Source organism: Pantoea sp. JZ29, assembly GCF_035190385.1.
In the GTDB taxonomy this organism is placed as follows: Bacteria; Pseudomonadota; Gammaproteobacteria; order Enterobacterales; family Enterobacteriaceae; genus Pantoea; species Pantoea stewartii.
On the sequence record NZ_CP045241.1, the window covers coordinates 110,103 to 135,726 of the forward strand.

21 protein-coding genes and 1 pseudogene are annotated in these 25,624 nt (G+C 51.4%); 8 read left to right on the plus strand and 14 right to left on the minus strand.

Features of this window, described 5'->3' with window-relative positions:
• Positions 1-314: 314 nt before the first annotated feature.
• From typA to fabY, 5 genes are all read left to right on the plus strand, one after another.
• Positions 315-2,138 (plus strand): ribosome-dependent GTPase TypA, encoded by a 1,824-nt coding sequence (gene typA / locus GC090_RS00505; protein WP_006121332.1) that lies wholly within the window; start codon positions 315-317, stop codon positions 2,136-2,138.
• Between the two features lie 224 nt (positions 2,139-2,362).
• Positions 2,363-2,959, plus strand: coding sequence for a glucose-1-phosphatase (gene yihX / locus GC090_RS00510; RefSeq protein ID WP_006121333.1), 597 nt, complete (start codon positions 2,363-2,365; stop codon positions 2,957-2,959).
• Positions 2,960-2,962: 3 nt separating this feature from the next.
• Positions 2,963-3,832: a virulence factor BrkB family protein gene (locus GC090_RS00515; RefSeq protein WP_324020676.1), complete on the plus strand. Its 870-nt coding sequence runs from the start codon at positions 2,963-2,965 to the stop codon at positions 3,830-3,832.
• Positions 3,829-4,266 carry a D-aminoacyl-tRNA deacylase gene (gene dtd / locus GC090_RS00520; RefSeq protein ID WP_006121336.1) on the plus strand — a complete coding sequence of 146 codons (438 nt, stop codon included), beginning with the start codon at positions 3,829-3,831 and terminating at the stop codon, positions 4,264-4,266. The genes GC090_RS00515 and dtd overlap by 4 nt, the downstream gene beginning before the upstream one ends.
• A 59-nt stretch (positions 4,267-4,325) precedes the next feature.
• Entirely contained in the window at positions 4,326-5,273 is a 948-nt protein-coding gene (fabY, locus tag GC090_RS00525; protein WP_172912711.1) for a fatty acid biosynthesis protein FabY, read from the plus strand.
• A gap of 32 nt (positions 5,274-5,305) precedes the next feature.
• On the opposite strand, the gene GC090_RS00530 is transcribed toward fabY, so the two are convergent.
• The 7 genes from GC090_RS00530 to gmk form a co-directional block, all read right to left on the minus strand.
• Entirely contained in the window at positions 5,306-6,985 is a 1,680-nt protein-coding gene (locus GC090_RS00530) for an AsmA family protein (RefSeq protein ID WP_033738039.1), read from the minus strand.
• Positions 6,986-7,103: 118 nt separating this feature from the next.
• Complete coding sequence (locus tag GC090_RS00535; RefSeq protein ID WP_006121340.1) at positions 7,104-8,477, minus strand: nucleobase:cation symporter-2 family protein; 1,374 nt, start codon at positions 8,475-8,477, stop codon at positions 7,104-7,106.
• 83 nt (positions 8,478-8,560) lie between these two features.
• On the minus strand, positions 8,561-10,639 hold the full coding sequence (gene recG, locus GC090_RS00540) for an ATP-dependent DNA helicase RecG (protein WP_033738042.1): 2,079 nt from the start codon (positions 10,637-10,639) through the stop codon (positions 8,561-8,563).
• Positions 10,636-11,337, minus strand: a complete 702-nt coding sequence (gene trmH / locus GC090_RS00545; RefSeq protein ID WP_006121342.1) for a tRNA (guanosine(18)-2'-O)-methyltransferase TrmH — start codon at positions 11,335-11,337, stop codon at positions 10,636-10,638. The genes recG and trmH overlap by 4 nt, the downstream gene beginning before the upstream one ends.
• A gap of 3 nt (positions 11,338-11,340) precedes the next feature.
• Positions 11,341-13,446: a bifunctional GTP diphosphokinase/guanosine-3',5'-bis pyrophosphate 3'-pyrophosphohydrolase gene (gene spoT / locus GC090_RS00550; protein ID WP_006121343.1), complete on the minus strand. Its 2,106-nt coding sequence runs from the start codon at positions 13,444-13,446 to the stop codon at positions 11,341-11,343.
• Positions 13,447-13,466: 20 nt separating this feature from the next.
• Positions 13,467-13,742 (minus strand): DNA-directed RNA polymerase subunit omega, encoded by a 276-nt coding sequence (gene rpoZ, locus GC090_RS00555; protein ID WP_003851346.1) that lies wholly within the window; start codon positions 13,740-13,742, stop codon positions 13,467-13,469.
• Between the two features lie 54 nt (positions 13,743-13,796).
• Entirely contained in the window at positions 13,797-14,420 is a 624-nt protein-coding gene (gene gmk, locus GC090_RS00560) for a guanylate kinase (protein ID WP_006121348.1), read from the minus strand.
• A gap of 241 nt (positions 14,421-14,661) precedes the next feature.
• Here gmk and ligB point away from each other — a divergent pair, with 241 nt between their 5' ends.
• Entirely contained in the window at positions 14,662-16,431 is a 1,770-nt protein-coding gene (gene ligB, locus GC090_RS00565) for an NAD-dependent DNA ligase LigB (RefSeq protein WP_324020677.1), read from the plus strand.
• Here ligB and GC090_RS00570 read toward each other — a convergent pair.
• The 6 genes from GC090_RS00570 to GC090_RS00595 form a co-directional block, all read right to left on the minus strand.
• Positions 16,345-16,962 carry a trimeric intracellular cation channel family protein gene (locus GC090_RS00570; RefSeq protein WP_006121350.1) on the minus strand — a complete coding sequence of 206 codons (618 nt, stop codon included), beginning with the start codon at positions 16,960-16,962 and terminating at the stop codon, positions 16,345-16,347. The two genes, ligB and GC090_RS00570, sit on opposite strands and share 87 nt — an antisense overlap.
• Before the next feature lie 469 nt (positions 16,963-17,431).
• A complete protein-coding gene (locus GC090_RS00575) occupies positions 17,432-18,073 on the minus strand; it encodes an oligosaccharide flippase family protein (protein WP_033738045.1) in 642 nt (213 codons plus the stop codon).
• 786 nt (positions 18,074-18,859) lie between these two features.
• Entirely contained in the window at positions 18,860-19,783 is a 924-nt protein-coding gene (gene lpxP, locus GC090_RS00580; RefSeq protein ID WP_033738046.1) for a kdo(2)-lipid IV(A) palmitoleoyltransferase, read from the minus strand.
• Positions 19,784-20,296: 513 nt separating this feature from the next.
• Positions 20,297-20,572: a YmdA family protein gene (locus tag GC090_RS00585; protein ID WP_033738047.1), complete on the minus strand. Its 276-nt coding sequence runs from the start codon at positions 20,570-20,572 to the stop codon at positions 20,297-20,299.
• A 668-nt stretch (positions 20,573-21,240) separates the two neighbouring features.
• Complete coding sequence (locus GC090_RS00590) at positions 21,241-21,720, minus strand: DUF943 family protein (RefSeq protein ID WP_324020678.1); 480 nt, start codon at positions 21,718-21,720, stop codon at positions 21,241-21,243.
• Positions 21,717-22,532 (minus strand): DUF3289 family protein, encoded by an 816-nt coding sequence (locus GC090_RS00595; protein ID WP_324020679.1) that lies wholly within the window; start codon positions 22,530-22,532, stop codon positions 21,717-21,719. Before GC090_RS00595 ends, GC090_RS00590 begins: the two co-directional genes overlap by 4 nt.
• 338 nt (positions 22,533-22,870) lie before the next feature.
• Between GC090_RS00595 and GC090_RS00600 the strand changes: the two are divergent.
• A pseudogene (locus tag GC090_RS00600) lies at positions 22,871-23,966 on the plus strand (IS3 family transposase).
• Between the two features lie 186 nt (positions 23,967-24,152).
• On the opposite strand, the gene GC090_RS00605 reads toward GC090_RS00600, so the two are convergent.
• Positions 24,153-25,016: a YicC/YloC family endoribonuclease gene (locus GC090_RS00605; protein WP_033738048.1), complete on the minus strand. Its 864-nt coding sequence runs from the start codon at positions 25,014-25,016 to the stop codon at positions 24,153-24,155.
• A 160-nt stretch (positions 25,017-25,176) separates the two neighbouring features.
• Between GC090_RS00605 and GC090_RS00610 the strand changes: the two genes are divergently transcribed.
• Positions 25,177-25,620 carry a DUF3574 domain-containing protein gene (locus tag GC090_RS00610; protein WP_054632866.1) on the plus strand — a complete coding sequence of 148 codons (444 nt, stop codon included), beginning with the start codon at positions 25,177-25,179 and terminating at the stop codon, positions 25,618-25,620.
• The last annotated feature ends 4 nt before the right edge of the window (positions 25,621-25,624 follow it).

The window sequence follows — 25,624 nt, forward strand, 5'->3', positions numbered from 1 at the left end:
GTCGTTTTCATCTGGATAATACAAAGCGAATTCTGTGCCAACTTTATTTCTTTGCACAAAATCGCGCTGTCATGCACCTTTTTGTCATAAAAGACGTGCACCATGATAGTTGCACTGCACTTTTTATGTGCATTGGCGTTGAAAATGAGCACCATTGTGGTGCAAAACATCATTGCAGTGCAATTTTTGCACGGCTATTAGTGCGATTTTGCGACAATGCAATAAACTTTCAGTGAAAAGTGTGATCGTGTTCAGTCTCCCGCTTAATCCGTGTACAATACCACGTTATTTCTAATGCCTGAGGCAAAAAAGCTGTGATCGAAAATTTGCGTAACATCGCCATCATCGCGCACGTTGACCATGGAAAGACCACCCTGGTTGATAAACTGCTGCAACAGTCTGGTACTTTTGATGCCCGTACTGAAGCCACCGAGCGCGTGATGGACTCCAATGATTTGGAGAAAGAGCGTGGGATTACCATCCTCGCAAAAAATACCGCCATTAAATGGAACGACTACCGTATCAACATCGTTGATACCCCAGGACACGCCGACTTCGGTGGTGAAGTTGAACGCGTAATGTCTATGGTGGATTCGGTACTGTTGGTTGTAGATGCGATGGATGGCCCTATGCCGCAAACCCGCTTCGTTACCAAAAAAGCGTTCGCGCATGGTTTGAAGCCGATTGTGGTTATCAACAAAGTTGACCGCCCTGGCGCACGTCCTGACTGGGTTGTTGATCAGGTGTTTGACCTGTTCGTTAACCTCGATGCAACGGATGAGCAGCTCGATTTCCCTATCATTTTCGCCTCTGCGCTGAATGGTATTGCCGGTCTGGATCACACCGACATGGCTGACGATATGACCCCGCTGTATCAGGCAATCGTTGACCACGTTTCACCTCCACAGGTTGAAGTCGAAGCGCCGCTGCAGATGCAAATCTCTCAGCTGGACTACAACAACTATCTGGGCGTGATCGGTATCGGCCGCATCAAGCGCGGTAAAGTGAAGCCTAACCAGCAAGTCACCATCGTAGACAGCGAAGGCAAAACCCGTAACGGTAAAGTGGGTAAAGTGCTGACTCACCTGGGGCTGGAGCGTATTGACAGCGACCTGGCAGAAGCGGGCGACATCATTGCGATCACCGGTCTGGGTGAACTGAACATTTCTGACACCATTTGCGATCCGCAGAATGTGCAGGCGCTGCCAGCCCTGAGCGTGGATGAGCCAACGGTAACCATGTTCTTCAACGTCAACACCTCACCGTTCTGCGGTAAAGAAGGTAAGTACGTGACCTCACGTCAGATCCTTGAGCGTCTGAACAAAGAACTGGTTCACAACGTGGCACTGCGTGTGGAAGAGACCGAAGATGCTGACGCGTTCCGCGTATCGGGCCGTGGTGAGCTGCATCTGTCTGTACTGATCGAGAACATGCGTCGTGAAGGTTTCGAACTGGCGGTATCCCGTCCGAAAGTTATCTTCCGCGAATTCGAAGGCCGTAAACAAGAGCCATTCGAGAACGTGACGCTGGATATCGAAGAAACGCATCAGGGTTCCGTTATGCAGGCCATGGGCGAGCGTAAAGGCGACCTGAAAAATATGGATCCAGATGGCAAAGGCCGCGTACGTCTTGACTACGTCATCCCAAGCCGTGGTCTGATCGGTTTCCGTAACGAATTTATGACCATGACATCAGGTACAGGTCTGCTGTACTCCACCTTCAGCCACTACGACGATATTCGTCCGGGCGAAGTGGGTCAGCGTCAGAACGGCGTTCTGATCTCTAACGGCCAGGGTAAAGCGGTAGCGTTCGCCCTGTTCGGTCTGCAGGATCGCGGTAAGCTGTTCCTGGGCCATGGCGCGGAAGTTTATGAAGGCCAGATCATCGGTATTCACAGCCGTTCTAACGACCTGACCGTGAACTGCCTGACCGGTAAGAAGCTGACTAACATGCGTGCTTCCGGTACAGACGAAGCCACTACACTGGTTCCACCGCAGAAAATGACGCTGGAACAGGCGATCGAGTTCATTGATGATGACGAACTGGTCGAAGTTACGCCTCTGTCAGTGCGTATCCGTAAACGTCACCTGACTGAGAACGACCGTAAGCGTGCTTCACGCGGCGGTAAAGACGCCTAATCGCGTAATAATAACGCCCCGTTTTAACGGGGCTTTTTTTGTCCGGGGTTTTTACCAGTTCAGTTAAATCCAGTCTAAACCAGCCTGTAACTTCTTCTTTGTCCCCTTCCCACTTTGTCCTGTCGTACCTTAATTTAAAGTGTGTAATTTTCTCGTCCGGGCCGCCTGTTCAGGCCGCACTTTTACCGCTAGAGTGAATGATCCAGGGAACCAAAGGAGGCACCATGCTGTATATCTTTGATTTGGGCAATGTGATTATCGATATCGACTTTAACCGCGTGTTGGGCGTCTGGAGTGACCTCAGCCGCGTACCGCTGGCATCGCTTCAAAGTCATTTTCAAATGGATGCGGCTTTTGAGCAGCATGAGCGCGGTGAAATCAGCGATGAAGCCTTTGCAGAAGCCTTATGTGAAAAACTGGAGATTGCGCTGAGCTATGAACAGTTTGCTGCGGGCTGGCAGGCTATCTTTGTGGGGGTGCGTCCGGATACGCTGGCGCTGATGAATCAGCTACGCCAGGCGGGACATCGGGTGGTGATATTGTCGAATACCAATGCACTGCATTGCACCTTCTGGCCGACCCAGTATCCTGATGTGCAGCAGGCGGCTGACAAGATTTATCTGTCCCAGGAACTGGGCATGCGTAAACCTGAAGCCCGCATTTATCAGCACGTACTGGATGCGGAAGGATTCAGTGCCGATCAGGCCGTCTTCTTCGACGACAATGCCGCCAATATTGAAGGTGCGCGCGCATTAGGCATTACCAGCGTGCTGGTGACCGACAGTAAAACCGTGCCCGACTGGTTCGCGGGTCAGCCTTAAGCCATGAAGTTACATCGTTTTCGCCCCAGGTTTCATGCCTTCTGGCTGTGGCTTAAGCTGCTCTGGAAGCGCATTGATAATGATGCCATGACGACACAGGCGGGCAACCTGGCCTTTGTGTCGCTACTGGCGCTGGTGCCGCTGATCGCCGTAGTTTTTGCGCTGTTTGCCGCGTTTCCTGTGTTTTCTGATATCAGCGTCCAGCTTAAAAACTTTATTTTTGCCAACTTTATGCCTGCTGCGGGGAACACGTTGCAGCGTTACCTTGAGCAGTTTGTGGCTAACGTGCACCGCATGACCGCCGTGGGCGCCGTGGGGCTGATTGTCACGGCGCTGCTGTTGATGCATTCTGTCGATTCGGCTCTGAATGCTATCTGGCGCAGTCATAAAAAGCGCCCGCTGGTCTATTCCTTTGCCGTCTACTGGATGATATTGACGCTTGGGCCGTTGCTGGCTGGTGCCAGTTTAGCCATCAGCTCTTACCTGCTGTCGCTGAAATGGATAAACGTGACGGGGGTGACCAGCCTGGTCGATCAGACGCTGCGTTTCTTTCCCTTGCTTCTGTCGTGGCTGTCATTTTGGTTGCTGTACAGTATTGTCCCAACGCAGCGGGTGCCTTCTCGCGATGCGCTGACGGGGGCGCTGGTCGCCGGGTTGCTGTTTGAACTGGGGAAAAAGGGGTTTGCGCTGTATGTTACGATGTTCCCGACGTATCAGTTAATCTATGGCGTGCTGGCGGTGATCCCCATTCTTTTCCTGTGGGTGTACTGGACCTGGTGCATCGTTTTGCTCGGTGCCGAAATTACGGTTACCTTAGATGACTATCGCCAGTTCAAACGGCAGGAAAAAGAAAAAGAACGAGAGGACGGATGATTGCTTTAATTCAACGCGTTCAGCGTGCCAGCGTCAGCATTGATCATGCGGTCGTGGGTGAGATCGGGCAGGGATTATTAATTCTGTTAGGCGTTGAAAAAGGTGATGACGAAAAGCGCGCTGAACGACTGGCGGAGCGCGTACTGGGCTACCGTATTTTTAGCGATGAACAGGGCAAAATGAACCTGAACGTCAAACAGGCTGGCGGAAGCGTGCTGGTGGTATCACAGTTCACCCTGGCTGCCGATACGCAAAAGGGCATGCGGCCCTCTTTTTCCGGTGGCGCCGCGCCGCAGGAAGCGGAGCGGTTATATGAGTATTTCAGCGCGTGTTGTCGCCGTCATGATGTCACGACCGCCAATGGCCGTTTTGCTGCCGATATGCAGGTTGCTCTGGTCAACGACGGTCCGGTGACGTTCTGGTTACAGGTATGACGCCTCATTTCGCACGGCTTAGCCTCGGCAACCCCGCCTCAGAACGAGAGAACCATTTTATGTATCATCTTCGTGTGCCACAAACGGCGGAAGAGCTGGATATGTATTATCAGTTCCGCTGGGAAATGTTACGAAAGCCGCTGCATCAGCCTCAGGGTTCTGAACGCGATGCCTGGGATGCATTAGCGCATCATCAAATGGTGGTGGATGAACAGGGCAATCCGGTTGCGGTAGGACGGCTCTATATCAATGCTGATAACGAAGCGGCTATCCGTTTTTTGGCCGTTCATCCCACCGTACAGGGCAAAGGCCTCGGCACGCTGGTGGCGATGACGCTGGAGTCCGTTGCGCGTCAGGAAGGTGTGAAGCGCGTGACCTGTAGCGCACGAGAAGATGCGGTGGCGTTCTTCGCTAAACTTGGCTACCTGAATCAGGGCGAGATTACCGCACCGCAGACGACGCCGGTGCGCCACTTTCTGATGATCAAGCCGGTTGTCACACTGGACGATATTCTGCACCGTGCGGACTGGTGCGGGCAGTTACAACAGGCCTGGTATGAGCACATTCCTCTGAGTGAAAAAATGGGCGTGCGCATCCTGCAATATACCGGGCAGAAGTTTATTACCACCATGCCGGAAACCGGCAACCAAAATCCGCACCATACGTTGTTTGCCGGAAGCCTGTTTTCACTGGCTACGCTCACCGGCTGGGGGCTGATCTGGCTGTTACTGCGGGAGCGCCATCTGGGCGGCACCATTATTCTGGCCGACGCGCACATACGCTACAGTCGTCCGATTACCGGTAAACCCGGTGCTATTGCCGATCTTGGCTCACTGAGTGGCGATCTTGATCGCCTGGCGCGCGGACGCAAAGCCCGTGTTCAGCTTGAAGTGCAGCTGTTTGGCGATGATGAGTGTGGCGCGGTATTTGAAGCGGTTTACATCGTGTTGCCGGTGGATCCCGACGGACCACTGGAAGAGGGCGGCTCCGGCGCGCGTATCAATTAAATCACAGGGCCGCTATTGCGGCCCTGTGTGCGTTAGCGGACCTGTCCGGCCTGCATGCTCTGCTGTAGCTGCTGGCTGTCTGTGGTTACGGACAGTGTCGCGTTAACCGACGGGGCCAGCGGCTGATTCGCTTTCAGTGAGGCGTTCAGGCGCAGCTGCAAATTGCTGTCACCCTGCAAGGGAAGCGCCGGCCAGCCCCAGTTTTGCAGAACATTAACGGGCACGCCGCGTCCCGTCAGGTTCAGGCTGACAGGTCGATCCGCCTGCTGCCCTATGGTCGCCGTGCCTTCCAGCAACCCTTTACCACTAAACGCACTGAGCTCTGTCACCTTAATTTGTTGTTCATCAGCCTCCAGTGCGACAGAAGGATGACGTAAATCGGTACGATTGAAGGTCGACTCCGCCGCGTTCAGACTCAGCTTACCTGACCAGATTCCCCATTGATGCTGACGGGCCAGCTGCAGATTTTCGCCGCTGCCATCCAGTGAAGTGAGCTGGAAAGGGAAGGCCGGATTAATATCGATCAGTAAATTGCGGTTCGAGGTAAAGCGCGTCACGGTTACGGCATCCAGCCAGTCAGGCAGGGCATCCTGCCATAACGCCCGCCAGTTCTGAGGCAAGGTATATTCCAGCCCGGCCACCGCCAGATTATTCAGCGTTAACCGTTTATCCTGACGTGACCAGTTGCCGTCAGCCCGGATAACGCCATTGGCCCAGCGCGAGCTGAACTGCGTCAGGGCAATCCCCTGAGGCGAGAAATCCATGTTAATGATGGGATCGTTAAGTTCGAAGCGCCCGTTAATAAAGTTACCGGCATTCATGGCCAGCGATCCGTCCTGGCTCTGCCAGTCCCGGCCCTTCCAGCTCAGATTTTTCAGCGTCAGATCGAGATCGGTCACCGCCCAGTCAGGGCCCTGGAGCCGGGCATCGGTAATATCAACCCGGTTGAGCGTAACTGAGGGTACTTCTTCAAACGGTTTCAGGAAATCGACAAGCGTATGCGCCGTTTGCAGACGGATATCGTTCAGACGCAGTTGATTAATCTTCCAGTTACCCTGCGCGTCGCGCTCACCGTTACCGGTCATTGAACCGCGAGCTAAATCCGCTCCAATATTGCTAAATACCATGCGGCCCTGGGACACATTACCCTGAATCAGCACGTTTTCACCGTCAACGCTGTTGAGCGTCATCCTGGCCGCGCTCATCTGGAATTGCGCATCACGACCCAGCAAATCACCGGCCTGCGGATGCCAGGGCACAATGCCGCCATTCACCTGCTGTGCCGCCAGCGGTAGCGCTGAGGCAGGGCTGTCGATGCGCATGTTGTTTAACTGCAGGCGGTTTGCCTGCATGGGCAGTGCGCTTTTGTTCGCCAGGTTAGCAAGGTTTACCTCGCCGTCACGTAATTCTATGCTGGCAAAATGAAACGGATCGCTGAACTGTAACAGGGCGATGCCAAGGTCGACGCGTTTGGCCACCAGTACGGCAGGCTGGCCGTCATGACCAAAGCTGAAGTCATCCAGAATAATGTGCGTAGGTGAAGAAAAATTGTGCTCAATTTTGCTCAGCGACAGATGCCATTCTGTTTTATCACTCACCCAACGGCTAAACCAGCCCGCGCCCCACTGAGTTTGCAGCAGAACATAGACGACGATCAGCGCAAACAGCAGCAGTAACAATAAGGTGAGGAAAAACTTTCCTATAAATTTCATCGTATCCTTCCCGGGTTCAGTCCGCTGAAAGGTTGTTATGCCTGAATTATCGTTATAGCTCAACCGCCTGGATGTAAATCAGCCGAAATAGCAGGCGGGTTGCCGCCTGCCTTGAACGTTACTTTTCGGGTGGGAAGATAAGATTCAGCACAATCGCGGTAATCCCACCCGCAGCGATACCGGAAGAGAGTAACGTTTTCAGCCAGTCGGGTGCAAATTGCAGAATCAGGGGCTGCTGGGAAACACCGAGTCCTGCCGCCAGCGACAGCGCGATAATCATGATAGCCCGGCGATTCAGCGGCTCCCGGGAAACGATACGGACACCGGATGCGGCGATTGTGCCAAACATCACAATCGTAGCGCCGCCCAGCACGGGCTCAGGAATGTGCTGTACCAGTCCGCTCACTGCCGGGAACAGTCCCAGCAGGATCAGCATCAGCGCGACAACAAATCCCACGTAGCGGCTGGCAACGCCAGTCAGCTGAATCACGCCATTATTCTGGCCAAAGCAGGAGTTAGGAAAGGTATTAAACAGGGCAGATACAAAAGAGTTCAGGCCGTTTGCCAGCACACCGCCTTTCAGGCGCTTCATGTATAACGGGCCGCTGACCGGCTGTTCAGAGACATCCGAAGTGGCGGTGATGTCCCCAATGGTTTCCAGCGAGGTCACCATAAAGACCAGCATCAGCGGGATCAGCAGATTCCAGTCAAATCCCAGGCCGTAATAGAGCGGAGTGGGGAACGCCACGATCGGCTGCCCGGCAGGCGTGCTGAGGGTGGGTAGCATGCCCATTGCCCAGGCCAGCAGGTAGCCTACCGCCATCGCAATCACCAGCGACGCAACGCGCAGATAGGGGTTTTTCTGGCGATTCAGCAGGATAATCACCACCAGCACGGCACCGGCTAACAGCAGATTTTTCGGCGCGCCGAAGCTGTGATCGTTCATCGCAGCAAACCCGCCGCCGATAGAGGTAAGGCCGACCTGAATCAGGGATAAGCCGATAATCATCACCACAATACCTGAGACTAACGGCGTGATGATGCGGCGTGCCAGATGCAGCACGCGCGACAGCACCATTTCCGTACAGGAGGCTACCATCAATGTACCAAACAGCGCCGCCATCATTGTGGGTACGTCCGCGCCGCCATTTTTCAGCGCCATTCCCCCCATAATCAGCGGTGTGACAAAGTTAAAGCTGGTGCCCTGAATGGAGAGTAACCCTGAACCGATCGGTCCCCAGGTTTTGATTTGCAGTACCGATGCCACACCGGACGCGAACAGGGACATGCTGATAATGTGCTGTGTATCCTGCGCCGGTAAACCGAGCGCCTGGCAGATGAGCAGCGCGGGCGTGATCACCGCAACAAACATCGCCAGAAGATGTTGTCCGGCTGCAAACAAGGTTTGTGTTAGCGGTGGACGATCTTCCAGGCGATAGATCAGTTCACTTTTACTGGCGGTGGTGGGGGCTGGTTGCTGTGTGGTCGACATCGTCATGGTTCCCAAAAAAAGTGAGGCGATTGTAATCGTCCCCGGATCAAAAGCAAACGTTTGCTCACGGTTGCAAAAAAAGGTCAGGCGTTGCTGTAGCGGCCGGTTTCGGGCAGCCAACGCTCAATCAGCGCCTGCGCCTGCTCAGGATAATGTTCGTGAATATGACGAGCGACGCGCTGGACTTCAGGGATCATGGCCTGATCGCGCAGCAGATCGGCAACTTTAAACTCCGCATTACCGGTCTGGCGCGTTCCCAGTAGCTCCCCCGGACCGCGAATCTCTAAATCATGCTGAGCAATCACGAAACCGTCATTGCTGTCACGCAACACCTGCAAACGCTTCTGGGCCGTCTTGCTCAGCGGCGCTTTGTACAGCAGAACACAATGAGAGGCGACCGCGCCGCGTCCTACGCGACCACGTAGCTGGTGCAGTTGCGCCAGGCCAAGTCGTTCCGGATTTTCAATAATCATCAGGCTGGCGTTCGGCACGTCCACACCGACTTCGATGACGGTTGTAGCAACTAACAGCTGGATTTCGTTGGCTTTGAAAGCCTGCATGACCGCCAGCTTCTCCGCTGGCTTCATACGGCCATGAACCAGCCCGACCTGCAAATCAGGCAGCGCCACTTTGAGTTCTTCCCATGTGGCTTCCGCAGCCTGAGCTTCCAGCAGGTCTGACTCTTCAATTAACGTACAGACCCAGTAAGCCTGACGGCCCTCGTGACAGGCCTTTTGCACACGCTCAATGATCTCATTACGACGACTGTCAGGGATCGCTACGGTGGTCACCGGTGTTCTGCCTGGCGGCAGCTCATCAATGGTTGAGGTATCAAGATCGGCGTAGGCGGTCATGGCCAGCGTGCGCGGGATCGGCGTCGCTGTCATGATGAGCTGGTGGGGATGAAAACCCTGCTCTTCTCCTTTTTCCCATAATGCCAGTCGCTGATGCACGCCAAAGCGGTGTTGCTCATCAATGATGACCAGCGCCAGCCCGTTAAACTTCACCTGCTCCTGGAACAGGGCATGCGTGCCGACCACCATCGCAACCTGCCCGCTGGCAATCGCCTCTTGCTGGGCCTGTCGCGCTTTGCCCTTTTGTTTGCCCGCCAGCCAGCCGACCTCAAGGCCAAGCGGTGCCAGCCACTGGCGAAAATTATTGGCGTGTTGTTCAGCCAGTAACTCTGTAGGTGCCATCAGGGCCACCTGCTTACCGTGGGCGATAACGTTCAGCGCGGCGAGCGCGGCAACCAGGGTTTTACCTGAACCGACGTCTCCCTGTACCAGGCGCAGCATGGGGAAGTCATTCGCTAAGTCTTTTTCGATCTCTGCGACAACGCGTTTTTGGGCTGCCGTGGGGGAAAACGGCAGGGCGGCCAGTAACCGGTCACTCAATGTATGCCGGGCAGGCATCGGCAGGGCGTAATGGCGCTGTGCGCCGGCCCTGACGGCCAGCATACTGAGGTTATGCGCCAGCAGTTCTTCCAGAATCAGCCTGCGCTGTGCGGGATGCTGCCCACTCTCGAGCTCGCTGAGTTTGAGGTCCGGCGGCGGGCGGTGCAGCGTGCGAAGGGCTTCAGGCAGGCTTAACAGCCCGCCGCTTAACGCCTGCGGCAAAAGTTCTGTGATGGCACAGCTATCCAGCAGGGTTAAAGCCTGATCGGTCAGGCTGCGCAGGGTCGCCTGACGAATGCCCTCGGTCGTGGAATAGACGGGTGTCAGCGTTTCTTCCAGCGTGACATGGCTGTGCTCGCCCTGTACGCGGTATTCCGGATGGATGATTTCTGCGCCGCGCTGACCGCGTTTGATTTCGCCGTAAGCGGTGACGCGTCGGCCCGGTGCGAGGCTGTTTTTCATGCCGGCATTGAAGTTGAAAAAGCGCAGCGTTAAAACGCCACTGCCATCCCCGATCTGACAGACCATCATGCGCCGACGGCCAAAAGTGATATCGGTATGCAGGACTTCGCCTTCCACTGTCGCCCAAATGCCAGGCAACAGGTCGTTAATGGCATATAACTGCGTACGATCTTCATAACGCAGAGGAAGGTGAAGCAGTAAATCCTGAATGGTGTGCAGGCCGATTTTAGCCAGCTTTGCTGCCTGACTGGCGCCGACGCCGGTCAGGGTACTGAGCGGGATGGCATCCAGCAGACGGCCTTTCATTTCTGACGTCTGCCCGTTGACTGCATGGCGGCCCACCAACTCTCATCGGCTTCAATGTCACCCTGCGCGTTAATATGGGGATAAGGCATCCGCTTATGTTTTGCCACGCGCGCCAGAACGGGATAGCCGCCCTCAAACAGCAGACGCTGTTGCTCTTTCTCTGCCAGGAGGCTGGACTGACGACGGTACATGCCAGCATTCTGCCGCTGGCGCTGGGCTTCATACAGAATCAGGGCAGAGGCAACGGAAACGTTAAGCGACTGGACCATACCCACCATCGGGATAATGATATGGTGGTCGGCCAGCGCCAGGGCTTCATCGGTAATGCCCGTTTTTTCCTGACCCATCAAAATGCAGGTAGGTTTGGTGTAGTCAATCTCACGAAAATCCACAGCATCCGCCGACAGGTTCGTCGCCAGTATCTGCATGTCTTGCGTTTTGAGGTGGCTAATCGCGTCGCTGATTGAGCGGTGCGTTACTACGTTTACCCAACTGTTGCTGCCAGCCGAGGCTGAGGCTTGCGTTCGCATGCGTTGGCCTGGCCATACGGCATGGACTTCATGGATACCGACAGCATCCGCGGTGCGAATGACAGCAGAAACATTGTGCGGCTTATGTACCTGCTCCATGCAGACGGTAAGGTCGTGCTGGCGCAAGGCCAGCATTTCCTGAATTCGGGCAAAACGTTGAGGATTCATGCACTAGTTACGGTTGCGGTGAACTTTAATCACATCCGGCATCACACGGATCTTACGCATGATATTGGCCAGGTGGACGCGATCGCGTGCGGTCAGACGAATAAAAGCACTGTAAACACGGCCATCGCGTTCTTCCGTATTCAGGCTCTGAATATTGGAGCCCGCCGTATTGATGGCGGCCGTCAGGTTGGCCAGTGCGCCCTGGTGGTTAAACATATCCACCTTTATCTCTGCGACAAACTCCTGTTCTGTAACTTTATCCCACTCCACAGGCATGAATTTTTCGGGCTCTTTTTGGTAGCCACGAATATTGCGACAGGATTCATGGTGAACGACCAGGCCCTTGCCCGGGCTGACGTGGGCAACGATAGGATCGCCTGGAATGGGGCGGCAGCATTTTGCAAAGGTAATGAGGACGCCGTCTGCCCCTTTAATCGGCAGCTTGCCTTGTTTTTTGTTGTTGAGCGCGCTGGTGTCGGTCTGCAACAGGTTCTTGGCGACGACCACGCTCATGGCATTACCCAGGCCGATTTCGGCTAACAGATCGTCCAGTGAGGTCAGCTTCATCCGATCAAGCTCCTGCTTGATGTTTTCGGCTGGCACCTCCGCCAGTTTACGACTGCCACCCAACGCATGGCTGAGCAGGCGACGCCCCAGATTCACCGAGTCTTCGCGCTTCAGGTTTTTCAGCAACTGACGAATCTTCGCGCGGGCTTTGGAACTGACGACAAAGTTGAGCCAGGCCGCGTTAGGACGCGCACCAGGCGCTGTGATGATCTCGATGGTCTGGCCGCTGGTAAGCGGCTGTGACAGCGGATAAGGCTGGCGATCAACGCGCGCGCCAACGCAGGCATGACCGATATCGGTATGGACCGCGTAGGCAAAATCGACAGGCGTTGCCCCGGTAGGCAGCTCGACGATGCGGCCTTCCGGTGTAAAGACATAGATTTCATCCGGGAAGAGATCGGATTTGACGCTTTCGATGAATTCAAATGAGCTACCGGCACTTTGTTGCAGCTCCAGCAGGCTTTGCAGCCAGCGTTGCGCACGCACCTGTGCGGTTGTGCCGCTTTCACCGGCCTGTTTATAGGCCCAGTGTGCCGCCACCCCCATTTCGGCCATCTGATCCATATCTTCGGTACGGATTTGCACCTCAACCGGCACGCCATGCGGCCCGATCATAGAGGTATGCAGCGATTGATAGCCGTTAGCCTTGGGGATAGCAATGTAATCTTTGACCCGGCCCGGACGCGGCTTATATAAGCTGTGCATCTGGCCCAGTACGCGATAACAGGTATCCAGATCTTTCACGATGACGCGAAAGGCATAGATATCCATGATCGAGTGAAAACGCTGCTCTTTCAGCGTCATTTTGCGGTAAATCGAGTAAAGGTGCTTTTCGCGACCACTTACCCGGCAGGGAATACCGGCTTCCTGCAAACGACCGTCGATTTCAGAGAGGATTTTTTGAATCATCTCTTTACGGTTGCCGCGGGCCGCTTTCACGACCTCTTTAATTACCCGAAAACGGTTCGGATAGAGCGCTTCAAAACCCAGCTCTTCCAGTTCCGTTTTAAGGTGATGAATACCCAGGCGGTGCGCCAGTGGGCTGTATATTTCCAGCGTTTCCAGCGCGATGCGACGACGTTTATCAGGGCGTAAGGACCCGAGCGTACGCATGTTGTGGGTGCGGTCAGCCAGCTTGATGAGAATAACGCGGATGTCCTGCACCATCGCCATAATCATCTTGCGGAAGTTTTCTGCCTGCGCCTCTTTCTTATCACGGAATTTCAGCTTATCCAGCTTCGAAACGCCTTCAACCAGTTCAGCTACGCTTTTGCCAAACAGTTGTTCCATGTCCTGATAGGTCGCGGGCGTATCTTCAATAACGTCATGCAAAAGCGCGGCCATGAGGGTTTCATGGTCGAGCTTCATTTCCGCCAGAATGCACGCCACCGCAACAGGATGGGTAATGTAAGGCTCACCGCTGGAGCGTGTCTGTCCCTCGTGGGCATCACGTGATACGAGATAGGCTTGCTTGAGGCGCTTGATCTGGTCCTCAGGCAAGTATTGTTCAATCAGTTGATTGAGACTTTCAAACAGATACAAGGTTGACCTGCAGTTCGCGGTTAACGACGACCTTCAGCGATAGCGGTAACGGCCTGTAACTCAGCGGCTTCCTGCTCTTGCTGCTCCTGACGATCACGCACATCTAAAATCTGATTGGTGACCAGACCTTCTTCGATTTCGCGCAATGCGATAACGGTCGGTTTATCGTTCTCTTCCGGAACCAGCGGATCTTTGCCGCCTACCTGCATCTGACGTGCACGACGTGCAGCGACCAACACCAGGTCAAAACGATTACCAACTTTTTCTACTGCGTCCTGAACGGTTACGCGTGCCATAGGTGTGCTACTCCACAGATGAAGAAATGACTCGGCATCATACTGAAACTGGGTTCAGACTGCCAACAGTTTGCTGATTAAAGCATCATGGCGCGCTTTCTGGCGGGCCATGCGCAGACGTTCTGCACGAATAATGGTCTTCAGATCGGATAACGCCAGATCAAAATCATCATTCACAATTAAATAATCGTATTCGCCATAGTGGCTCATTTCGGCCACGGCTTGTGCCATACGACGGGCAATCACCTCTTCGCTGTCCTGACCGCGGCCGCGCAGGCGACGATCCAGCTCTTCTTTAGAAGGAGGCAGGACAAATATACTGCGCGCGTCGGGCATTTTAGCGCGAATTTGCTGTGCGCCCTGCCAGTCTATATCAAGGAAAACATCGACGCCGGTTGCCAGCACCTGTTCGATCGCCTTGCGTGACGTGCCGTAGTAGTTATCGAAAACTTTCGCGTGTTCAAGGAAAGCATCTTCCGCAATCATTTTTTCAAACTCATGCTTTTGCACAAAGAAGTAATGCTCACCGTGCGCTTCACCGGGGCGCATGCCGCGAGTGGTGTGCGAAACAGACACTTGCGTATCGTACAGCGGCTGCGTTTTTAACAGTGCCTGAATAAGGCTGGATTTTCCTGCGCCGCTAGGAGCAGAAACAATATAGAGCGTACCTTGGGCCATGATGTTCTTGAATTGATTAATTGCGGAGTCGATTTCCTGCACAGTATACACGGCTTCCCCGCGCCACGCAGCGTTTGCACCGCCCTCATCACGAAAAGTTTATACGGGGTGCGCCGCAACCACTGTTTCGCAGGCTGTAAATAGGTATTCATTTTCCAGGAGGCGTTCCAGAACCGGGGAGCGGGGCTGGCTGAACCGGCTGTTTTGGCGGTTGAATATCCTAAACATCAGGAGGTCAGGGATGAAAGGATGCTTAGTCGCCGGGCTGCTCATAACAGCCAGCACATTTTCCGCGTTTGGGGCGCTGTGCCCGGCCTGGACGCCGGGTCGCGCGGCAAAGGAGATTGACCATTTAAAACAACAGCTCCGGCAGTGGGACGCGGCGTATTATCAGCAAGGCCATTCGTCCGTTACCGATGCCGACTACGATAGCCTGCAGACGCGGCTCAATCACTGGCAACGTTGCTTCAGTACGGGTGAGAAAGAGGATGTACCGGTATTGCCCAACGATGGCACGCGCTGGCATCCCGTTGCGCATACTGGTGTTTCTAAGGTTCGGGATAAGCGTGCTTTAGGCTATTGGATGCAGCCACGCCGGGATCTCTGGGTGCAGCCCAAAGTCGATGGCGTGGCCGTTTCGCTGGTCTATCGGCACGGGAAACTGGTGTCATTCATCAGTCGTGGCGACGGTTTACACGGTGAGGAGTGGGTCGAAAAAGCCAGGCTGATCCCTGCTATTCCGCTGGAGATTGACAGCGATGAAGAGAGCGTGGTTTTACAGGGCGAACTCTTTTTGCAGATGACCGGTCATCACCAGGCGGTTGACGGCGGGAAGAATGCCAGGGCTCTGGTCGCAGGCGCAATGTTGCGTAATGACGCCACACCGCTTTTGACACAACTGGGCATTTTTATCTGGGGATGGCCTGACGGACCAGATGCCATGCGGGAAAGACTGACGCGTTTATCGGATTGGGGGTTTAGCCTTGCCCGTCAATGGAGTCAGCCTGTTCAGGATGAAGAGGACGCGGCTGAATGGCGCGAGCGCTGGTTTCACGCGCCACTGCCTTTTGTAACCGATGGCATCGTTGTGCATCAGACGGCCCGGCCTGCAGGCAAACACTGGCGGCCCGGTGAAGGCGAGTGGGCTGTCGCCTGGAAATACCCGCCTCCTGAGGTCAGCACTGAGGTCCGTTCCGTTGATTTCTCAATCGGGCGAACGGGAAAAATCGCGGTCGTACTCAACCTGCAACCCGTTCAACTGGATGACAAAATCGTCCGGCGAGTCAGCATCGGCTCACTAAAACGCTGGCGAGAGCGGGACATTATTGCGGGCGACCAGGTGACGGTCAGCCTTGCCGGACAAGGCATTCCACGTCTGGATCGCGTTATCTGGCGCGTTGCGCAACGTGACTATCCTGAGCCGCCTCAGACGGATCGTTTCACGTCGCTAAGTTGTTATATTTTGGCACCGCAGTGCCATCGTCAGTTACTGGCGCGCCTCAGTTGGTTGAGTCAAAAATCGGTGCTGAATATTGCGGGTGTGCAACGCAGCACCTGGCAACGGTTACTGGAAACGGGTTTGATTACACATCTGTTTGCGTGGCTGGCCTTAACCCCCGAACAGATCGCGACAGCAGCGAGTATTTCACCCGAAAGAGCGCAGCAAATCTGGCATCAATTCAGTTTGACCCGTCAACAGCCTTTGCGCCGCTGGGTTAGCGCGTTAGGGGTGGCGTTGCCGCAAAAGGCGCTACTGTCATTGGCCGACGGCGACTGGGAGAGTGTTCTTGCCCGGGATAAACAGGCCTGGCAATCTCTGCCGAGCGTTGGCGCACGCCGGGCAGAGCAGATTACGGCGCAGTTTCAGGATGCCGGGCTCAGAGCGTTAATCCACTTTTTGCAGCAGCAGGGCATTCCTTCTTCATCAATGCTCAGGATGAGGGTAATTGAAGATGGGCAGCCCGAGACGGAATCTCAGCGCCAGCAGACGCGCAAAGAAGCCGAAGAGTAAGGTGATAATCACCACTGCTTCATGCGGCAGCGGCGTTTTCAGGAGCAGGATATACATCCAGCCTGCTGCAAAAGCGATGCCGGCATACAGCTCTTTTTGGAATACCAGTGGGATGCGGTTACAAAACATATCGCGTAAAACGCCGCCAAAGACGCCTGTGATCACGGCGCTGATTGCGGCGATGATCATGGCGTGGCCTGAGTCCAGTGCCACCTGCGCGCCAATAATCGAAAATACCACCAGGCCCAGCGCATCCAATACCAGAAACACCTTGCGCAGGTGCGTCATTAGCGGTGCCAAAAAAGTCGTTACTACAGCAGCAGCGGCCACGATCATGATGTACTCAGGATGTTTGACCCAGCCAAGCGGATAGTGCCCCAGCAATATATCGCGCACGGAGCCTCCGCCTATCGCGGTAACGGAAGCAATGATAATGACGCCGAACAGATCCATTTTACGGCGACCTGCGGCAAGCGCACCTGTCATCGCCTCGGCGGTGATCCCAATAATATAAAGAACAGTAAGTAACATAGCAGGCTCCAGGAAGACGGCGGCAAGGCTACGCCACTGACAAAAACGGCGCGACTGAGTTTTTCTGTTATTAAGAGTTAAAGTATTAGTAAAAATTATGCGGGCAAGAGTAATCCCTTTATTATCAAAAGGCTGTATCGGTTTTTACACGGAGACGAATTAAAAAAACGTCGTGATGCGAATTTTTCGCCGATATGACGCCAGCCTGTTTACAACGTTGAACCCTTGCCCGTCGGCGACATTATGTGGTGACAGACAGAGAAAGCAAACCACGCAAAGCAGAGCATGGGGACCTGTCCGTGGGCTAAATGCGGGGGGAAGTAAGGTGAGAATAAGGATAAAGAGGACAACAACGCACACAGAAGGTGTCTGAAATGAAAAGTGGTGGGTTTTATTAAGGAAAACGTACCGGTTAACAGCACGTTTTCCTGCTTTTACCGTCTGGCTGCTTCCAGCCAATAGCGGTTTGTCAGTGCTTCATATGAAGCTGAAAGAACGCTTTCAGGTTGAAGTCATAGTCGGGTCGAAACCATTTACGACCATAAAAGCAATACGTCAGCATTCTCACTGATGCCATTGCCAGATAGCCCCATAAAGCACATAAAACGGAAGGCGCCAGCCATAGGGTCAATAGTGTAATGATCAGGCCGACAAATACAGAGGCGATCTCGCAAAAAGCGATATCAGAGAATTGCTTTTCACGCTGCATCAGGGCGCGATAAGACTGGCCCTGAGGAATAATAATAAAGATGACCGATGCGATTTCAACAACCCTGGCCACCTCGGGTAGCCCAAACATATGTTCAAGCATAAGACCGCAAGTAAAAAGGGCAGAAAAAATGACCAGGCCCATGAATATATTGCCCCAGTAAAGCACGGACAGCGTTTTTACTGGCAGCGGTGCATATCGAATCAACGTATTGGAAAAACCACGATCGGCCAGTGTGTCAATAACCATCAAGCCTGTAATGACGACCGCCAGCAGATTATAGGTATCGGCCTGCAGGACTTTTCCCAATACTGAAAGTTGTAACACACCCATACTCAGCATTTTGACCGATGAAAGAAAAGGCCACTTGACGTTTTCCAGATTTATTTTTCGTGTTGTCATTTTTTTCTCGCCGGGCAGAGTAGTAGGGCGCTGCGCCGATGAGTATTCATCAGGACCGCGCTGGCATTACTATAATTTAATAAAGTAAATTTTTATCTTTATAATGAGCTGTGTGTTAAAGCATACTGCTAATAATAAACGTTCCCCTGGTGATGAATTTCCCCTGTTGTCATTATTATTATCCGTTCATTTTAAATTGCTTAAATTTTCCGGCGGAAATAATGTTCGCCGGAAATGTCATGCTGTTATGTTTTGAATAGCTTTGCTGTGTGCAGATGATTTATAGCGCGTTTTATGAAAGTTAACATCATAAGGAAAATCTGATATGTGATTTGACTAAGGAAATAATATTCATCATTTACAGCATTATTTGCACAGGCCTTATCACAGCGTTCTCTTTTTTTCTTTTTTCGTTAAGTCTGGAAACTGAAGCAATACATGAAAAAAATAAAAAAACGTTAAATAAGCCGTACATACACGGGTTCGCCCGTCATTCTCCAGGATTTTTCCCATACAGCATGCTTAAGCAAGGGCAAATAATAACCGAAGGGTAAGCATTCAGACCCGATATACTGCTAATGCATTTTGACTGCGAAAATATTTGTAATGCGTACGATTTATGGCTCAGTCTGGATCTGAGTTCGGGCTAAGAAGGCGAACAGAGCCCGTGGCAGGGAGGCAGGATTATCGCGGTAATAGTGAAAACAGGCCGTCAGAAGGAAGCCTCCAAATTAACAGAGAGGTCTGTCACACGAAAAAGCAGGCCGAAACCTGCTTTATGTCTGTCTATACGTAAAGAGAGGCTTCGCCAGGCGGACGCGTTTTGAAGCGGCGATGTAGCCAGAGGTATTGCTCAGGCGCTCGCATGATTTGGTTCTCAATCACTTTATTCATATAAGCTGCGGCTGCGGCTTCATCCGCATGCGGGTAATTTTCCAGAATCGGTTCAATAATCAGCTTATAGCCATCATTGCCAGGATTACGAATCAGCATAATTGGAACCATAGCGGGCTTAGCCAACCGGGACAACACATAGGTACCGTTGGTCGTCGCGGCTTTTTCTACAGCAAACAAGGGGGCAAACGTACTACCTTTGGGACCGTAATCCTGGTCTGGCGCAAACCAGACAGATTCACCTTGTTTCAGCGCCTGCACCATCCCTCTCAGATCGCGACGGTCTATCATCGCTTTATTCGAACGCATACGGCCTCTGGTCTGTACGTACTCCATCGCGTGGTTATTATGGGGACGGTACATTGCCATCATCGGCTGACACAACCCGCTGATGCGACCACCCAGCTCCAGCGACATGAAATGGATGCCGATGAGCATTACGCCACGACGCTCATTCTGGGCTGAGTAGAGGTTCGACAGGCCCGAGACGTTGAACAGACGTTTAACGGCATGGTCTGGCCAGAACCAGGCGATACCCGTTTCCATCAGTGCCATGCCGAGAGAGGCAAAATTTCCCGCAATCATGATTTCTTTATCTTCGTCACTGATATCCGGAAAGCAGAGTTCAATATTACGGCGCGTAATGCGCTCTCTGCGCTGAAGAAAATGGCGGGAAAGCCGGCCGGCACCTGCGCCAAGTCGCATCAGCACAGGATAGGGGAGTTGAACCAACAGCCAAAGAATGCCAAGACCAAACCACGTAAACCAATAGCGGGGATGTAAAAGGGAACGACTAAACTGCCTGGTGTTTTTCATTATGAACCTTAAGGAAGTAATGGATGTAGCGCAAAAAGACCCATTCCTTAAGTTCTCAAGCGGTACAGCTGTACTGACTACGACCCACACTTTATCAAAAAGTGCCTTAAAGCACAGGAAGCGTCAGTTACAGCGAGGAATAAAATGAGGGATTGACAGCGTCATAATCAGAAGAAAGATAGCGCTTTTTTTATTTAAATTATCTATAAAACAATAGATTGTATTTTTATGCTTTTAACAGGCGATGCAAAGAGAGCAATAAAAATTAGGACGGTTCTGCAATAAAAAATGTACTCTTTTCGAAAAACTTACATTCCATTGTGGCGAAAGTTGAAAAATTGAACAGGAATTTGGCTGTCATTGGTAAAAGGTAAAATAACGGAGATGACAATCGCTTCTGCGCCAGTCATCTCACCTTATGAGAGGCATCCTGTCCTAATCATGTTATTTGACCTTATCCAGAGGCGGGTTTAGCCGATAAGCCGTACCCATTAAAATAACGATAAAGCAGCGTTAATTGTAGCTGACCGTCATCATTTTAACGTTACCAGTTTGCCTGACCTGCACCGTGCCAAGTTTATAAGGCATGGGTTGCTGGGCATTGTTCAGACTGACCTTATTAATAACGGTCTTTCCTCCTCGTGTGCAGCTTTGCTGTATCTGGTTGGGCGCAATCAGCGTGTCGCAAGGACTTTCGACAATCGCGCCCCTGAAGTTAATTTGTCCACTTGTGGCAAATGAAAGGGGTGATAGCATGAGTAATGCGAGTAAAACGGCTGATTTTTTCATAATGGCGATCTCAGGTGGGGGTTACTTAAATAACGGCAATCCTTATTAAAACTTTAGTCGAACAGATGTATTTGTTTCCTTTCTGTTGTTATTTTATTCACAATTGTGATCACGCCGCGATTTGAGAAAGACGTCCACGCATCGTCTGAAATAGTGGCACGGTTATTTTTTTAGCGGACTGGGCCTTTTCTTTGCCTGAGCAGGCTGTGACGGAGAGGGGGAAAACGGGTAGATATATAGCCTGCTATTTTTTTCAAAGTGAAATATTTAAACCAGCTATAGAAAAATCAACGCCTCGGTAGTTTTGTTAAAAAATGCCTGACATCATCTGACTGGAAATTTTTCCATCCTTATAAAACGGGCTAATTTCAATAAAGACTGACAACGTTAACCGAATCAAGCGATTATTGTTATGTACCTGTTTAATGGCTGAAAAAATAAAAGAAGTCCGCATCTACGCGGACTTTTTCTGGTAAGGTTGCCAAATGACGACAGATAGCCTGATTACTCGATACTCTGAACCAGGATGTTGACTGAAATTAAATAAACGCTATTTATCAGCGCTTTAATGGGTTGCTCTGTGACGCAATTGCCATTTTACTCCCCAATCAACTCCCCATTTATAACAGTGGCAAGCTGTTCAGCTTGCCAGGTTACGATTACATCTGTCATTGAATGGTTGTCTTCGATCTTTCACCTTGCATGAGTTCACCAGAAGGTTTCCGATAGTAAGATTCTGTTCCTATCCGGTAATAGGTATAGCCATCCTTTGTCTTAGTTATGTCCATGATCCAGTCAGACTTATCAATACAATTTTCTTCTGTATTCATGTCATCGAAGCATAGTAAATAATCAGTATCATGATCTGGAAAAATACCTGAATTTTTAGGAGCAAGCTTTTGATATTTTCCGTCAAAATTCCAGATTGAAACATAATAAGTTTCAGGTGATGAGAGGGCTTTAGCGCCATTATTATCCCACCACTCAATTTTACTACTATCACTGAAAGGCATGTTTTTTACTAAAAATTCTTTATTAGGGCCAGTGCCGTGAACGGCAAGGACCTTAGTAGAATTAAAGAAAATAAAATAAAAAAATGCAAAAATAATAGCTGCTAATATGAATATTATGATTTTTCTGGCTTTCATCCATTCCTCCGACTACTAATTTCAAACTCGGCTTTCATATTTGTAAAAAAAGGTCTAAATGCAAATTTTTCCCATCGTTGAAGCACAAACCAGATGCGGAATGCCCTAATATAGTGAAACTTCATATTCATAATATCAGTTTTGTCGAGACCAAAATGATCTTGTCCCGTAAAAGTTATTTTCGCTACATAACCACTCTTAGTGATATCAAGCTTAGTGAGTTGTATCTTTGTGGCATATATGTCATGTATTGACATTCCTAACCCATTGAAGCTATCAGCCCATCTATTGAACTTAGGAAGTATTGAATTTCCTATTGCTTTAGTTATTGAATCTTTGTCGGCATCAGATAAGCCATTTTTTACATCAATGGCAACCTTATCGAGCATAGACTGGATTATTTTTAGCGAAGATGTTGGAGTGGATTGTTCGTTTAATATTAAACTTTTATATGCACTATCAAGAAAAGGGCTGGAATAACTTTTTCCATTGCCATGATAAAAATGCTTAACAAGATTATTAAATAAATTATGTTGCCCTAAGTAATATGTAGGCAAGGAAACTCGAAGAAACCCATCGAAAAGGATTTGAGCAATTTCCGTTTTTGATTTTGGTTGTGATTTACGGAAGGAACTAAATATTGAGACTTCCTCTCCAGTCCACGGATCGACAACATTAGATACATCATCAAGACCTAAATCGCTTCTAAGCTGTTTTTCAGTAAGATCGCCACATTGCATATCATCAGAGCTGTGGTCATTGAACTGATGTTTAGTCTGATAAAGTGTGGCTGGAAACACTATAGCTGCCATAATAACTTCCCTATGATATTAGTTTCCAGACCGATTTCATTCTTGTAAAAGTAGATCCAAATATTTAAATATCGTCATGCCTGTAAACTCAACTCCTTGATATTACGGAATTTTTATTTCTGATTCGTAATCTGTAGCTGATTGGTGTAATAATAAACTTCATAGACGAGAAATGGAAGTGCAGAGAATCTCATCTTTTTCTCAAATTATTGTTATAGCCTGGTCTCAATATTCAACTTAACCAATGTTAGTGCTTACTGACTCTGACGCATAATCCAGCTCCATTCATAAAAAGAATCCCGGCATGATTAATACTCCCCCGAGCGGAGGTTGAGCCGGTGAAAAAGTCACGATTCACTGAAGAACAGATTGTCTTTGCCCTCAGGCAGGCTGAACTGGGTACATCTGTACCGGAAATCTGTCGCAAGCTGGGGGTCTCCGATGCCACATTCTGTACGTGGCGCAAGAAATACGGCGGGATTTCCCCCTCTTAACTGAAGCACATGCGACAGCCTGAGGAAGAGAATCTCAGGCTGAAGAAGCTGGTTGCCGATCTGAGCCTGGACAAGGCTATGCTGCAGGATGTGCTGGCAAAAAAGAACTGACGCTGGCGCGACTGCGCGAATGGGTCCGGTATCTACAGACATGCTACGGAGCCAGCGAAAGGCAGATATGCTTTGCCCTGCGGGTAAGCTGCAACGCGTTCAGGTATCGTTCTGTGGCGGCAGACGACAGTGCGCTACGCTTGCGCATCAGGGAGATCAGCGAAACCCGGGTACACCATGGCTACCGCAGAGTTCACGTCATGCTCAGGCTTGAAGGCTGGCGGGGTAACCATAAAAACATCTTTCGAATCTACAGCGAGCAGGGGCTGTCCCTGCATCTCAAACGTCCGCGTCGTAACAAATCGGCACAACGCCGAGAACCCCGGCCTCAGGGATTGTATCCGCATCGTATCCGGGGCATGGACTTTGTCTCTGACGCATTATTTTACGGGCGTCGGTTACGCCTGCTGACGGTAATTGATCTCTACACGCGTGAATGCCTGGGGATCTGCATGGGCCAGAACCTGCGCTCAATGGAGGTTGTGGAGATGCTTAACAGTATTGCGTTCAGACGTCCTTTATCACAGTTGCTGAAAACCGATAACGGCTCTGAGTTTGCAGGAAAATGCTGGACAAGTGGGTGTATGAAAGAGGGATCCGTATAGACTTCTCACGCCCGGGAACCCCAACGGATAATGCGACGGTGGAGTCGTTCAACGGCAGACTGCGGTAGGAATGCCTGAATGAAAACTGGTTCATGTCGCTGGAAGATGCCCGGTGCAAAATTGAGGCCTGGCGCATACACAATAACCAGTAACGTCCCCATTCTGCACTGGGCTGGATGACGCCGTCAGAATTTACCGGTTACCAGAATATGCAGCCAGACTGAAGCCGGATATTCGTGACTATGAATGGATCACATACGGGGAGCGGGTCAACAAACCGACATTACTGACTGACGGTTATATCTAATACTGGGGGCAGGTCAGGAGAGGTATGTTTATTGGTGGAATGTGATGACAATAAAAAAGCCCATTTAACATGGGCTTATGGTTATAACGGATGGAGGTGGAAATTATTCGATATTCTGAATCTGCTCTCGCATCTGTTCAATCAACACTTTTAGCTCAATCGCTGAATTCGTAATTTCTGCATTAATGGATTTTGAAGCCAGTGTGTTTGACTCGCGGTTGAACTCCTGCATCATAAAGTCAAGACGACGGCCTACCGCCTCTTTTTTCTTCAGAATGTTATAGGTCTCTTTAACGTGCGCATCCAGACGATCCAGCTCTTCTGCGACATCGACACGTTGTGCCATCATCACCAATTCCTGCTCAAGGCGATTATTTTCAAGCTGCACCTCAGCATCTTCCAGTTTGGCGATCAGGCGCTCCCGCTGCCACTTAATCACATCGGGCAGTTGAGCGCGGACTTTGCTGACCTCATGCGTTACCGCTTCCAGCCGCTGCTCGATCAGTGCCTTCAGAGCGCTGCCTTCGCTTTCACGTGCGGCGATGAAATCATCCAGCGCGCCATCCAGCGCCTGAATCAGCTGAGTATTAATTGCATCCAAATCCTGTTCAGGTGCTGCCATGACGCCCGGCCAGCGCAGAATATCCAGCGGATTGATAACGCCCTCATCGGTCTGCAGTTTGACCCAGTTAGCCGCCTGAACCAGTTGTTTGGCCAGTGACTCATTGAGCATCAGTTCGCCCTGCGCGCCAGGATCGGCCTCGAAGCGCAGATTACATTCGATTTTTCCACGCGTCAGTCGCTGGCGAATGCGCTCCCTGATCATCGGTTCCAGTCCGCGAAACTGTTCAGGCAGACGAATATAGGTTTCAAGATAACGTTGATTGACAGAACGCAACTCCCAGGCGGCGCTGCCCCAGTCGCCCTTAATTTCACGGCGGGCATAGGCGGTCATACTGCGGATCATAAGCGTTACTCTTTTTTTAAATAAGGTTGAGGCCAGTATAACGAGGCAAGGCTGACCAGAACAGGTGTAAGCGTGTACAGGATGCGATAACAAAATGTTTCCGCTTTTCTCAACAGCCACTTATGCTAATTACTGGTTTACTCGTTGAGGCCCTCTTTTTATGTCGCGCGTATCGTCTCTTCCACTCATACTCAGCCTGCTGCTTGTGGGTTGTCAGTCGCCGTCTCCATCATCACCATCATATCCGCCTTCTACCCGACCCGTTCCGGTGTGCGCCGGCGGTGAGGTCATGATGCAAACCACATTGTGGTTTGGTCTCAGCAAGCCGCAGGGCGGCAATGTGAGCGCACTGGACTGGATGAATTTTGTCGATAAAGAGGTAACACCGCGCTTCAGGTCTGGCTTGTCTGTTTATGATGCGCAGGGCCAATGGCTGGGCGAAAACGGTCAGTTAGCACGTGAGAAAAGCAAGGCGTTAGTGCTTATCTATCAGTTCGACAGTGACAGCAACAGTCGTGTCGAAGCGCTGCGTGCTCGCTATAAAAAACAGTTTGGTCAGGAATCGGTTATGCGCGTGGATACGCCAGCCTGCATTAGTTTTTAGGGAC

Bases quoted from the DNA above. Each gene is read 5' to 3' on its own strand.
- GC090_RS00595 (WP_324020679.1), bottom strand. From the start codon at position 22,532: ATGGCAGCTATAGTGTTTCCAGCCACACTTTATCAGACTAAACATCAG.
- GC090_RS00605 (WP_033738048.1), bottom strand. From the start codon at position 25,016: ATGATCCGCAGTATGACCGCCTATGCCCGCCGTGAAATTAAGGGCGAC.
- GC090_RS00585 (WP_033738047.1), bottom strand. From the start codon at position 20,572: ATGAAAAAATCAGCCGTTTTACTCGCATTACTCATGCTATCACCCCTT.
- GC090_RS00515 (WP_324020676.1), top strand. From the start codon at position 2,963: ATGAAGTTACATCGTTTTCGCCCCAGGTTTCATGCCTTCTGGCTGTGG.
- GC090_RS00530 (WP_033738039.1), bottom strand. From the start codon at position 6,985: ATGAAATTTATAGGAAAGTTTTTCCTCACCTTATTGTTACTGCTGCTG.
- gmk (WP_006121348.1), bottom strand. From the start codon at position 14,420: ATGGCCCAAGGTACGCTCTATATTGTTTCTGCTCCTAGCGGCGCAGGA.
- rpoZ (WP_003851346.1), bottom strand. From the start codon at position 13,742: ATGGCACGCGTAACCGTTCAGGACGCAGTAGAAAAAGTTGGTAATCGT.
- dtd (WP_006121336.1), top strand. From the start codon at position 3,829: ATGATTGCTTTAATTCAACGCGTTCAGCGTGCCAGCGTCAGCATTGAT.
- ligB (WP_324020677.1), top strand. From the start codon at position 14,662: ATGAAAGGATGCTTAGTCGCCGGGCTGCTCATAACAGCCAGCACATTT.
- GC090_RS00535 (WP_006121340.1), bottom strand. From the start codon at position 8,477: ATGTCGACCACACAGCAACCAGCCCCCACCACCGCCAGTAAAAGTGAA.
- yihX (WP_006121333.1), top strand. From the start codon at position 2,363: ATGCTGTATATCTTTGATTTGGGCAATGTGATTATCGATATCGACTTT.
- fabY (WP_172912711.1), top strand. From the start codon at position 4,326: ATGTATCATCTTCGTGTGCCACAAACGGCGGAAGAGCTGGATATGTAT.
- GC090_RS00570 (WP_006121350.1), bottom strand. From the start codon at position 16,962: ATGTTACTTACTGTTCTTTATATTATTGGGATCACCGCCGAGGCGATG.
- GC090_RS00610 (WP_054632866.1), top strand. From the start codon at position 25,177: ATGTCGCGCGTATCGTCTCTTCCACTCATACTCAGCCTGCTGCTTGTG.
- GC090_RS00575 (WP_033738045.1), bottom strand. From the start codon at position 18,073: ATGACAACACGAAAAATAAATCTGGAAAACGTCAAGTGGCCTTTTCTT.
- trmH (WP_006121342.1), bottom strand. From the start codon at position 11,337: ATGAATCCTCAACGTTTTGCCCGAATTCAGGAAATGCTGGCCTTGCGC.
- GC090_RS00590 (WP_324020678.1), bottom strand. From the start codon at position 21,720: ATGAAAGCCAGAAAAATCATAATATTCATATTAGCAGCTATTATTTTT.
- recG (WP_033738042.1), bottom strand. From the start codon at position 10,639: ATGAAAGGCCGTCTGCTGGATGCCATCCCGCTCAGTACCCTGACCGGC.
- lpxP (WP_033738046.1), bottom strand. From the start codon at position 19,783: ATGAAAAACACCAGGCAGTTTAGTCGTTCCCTTTTACATCCCCGCTAT.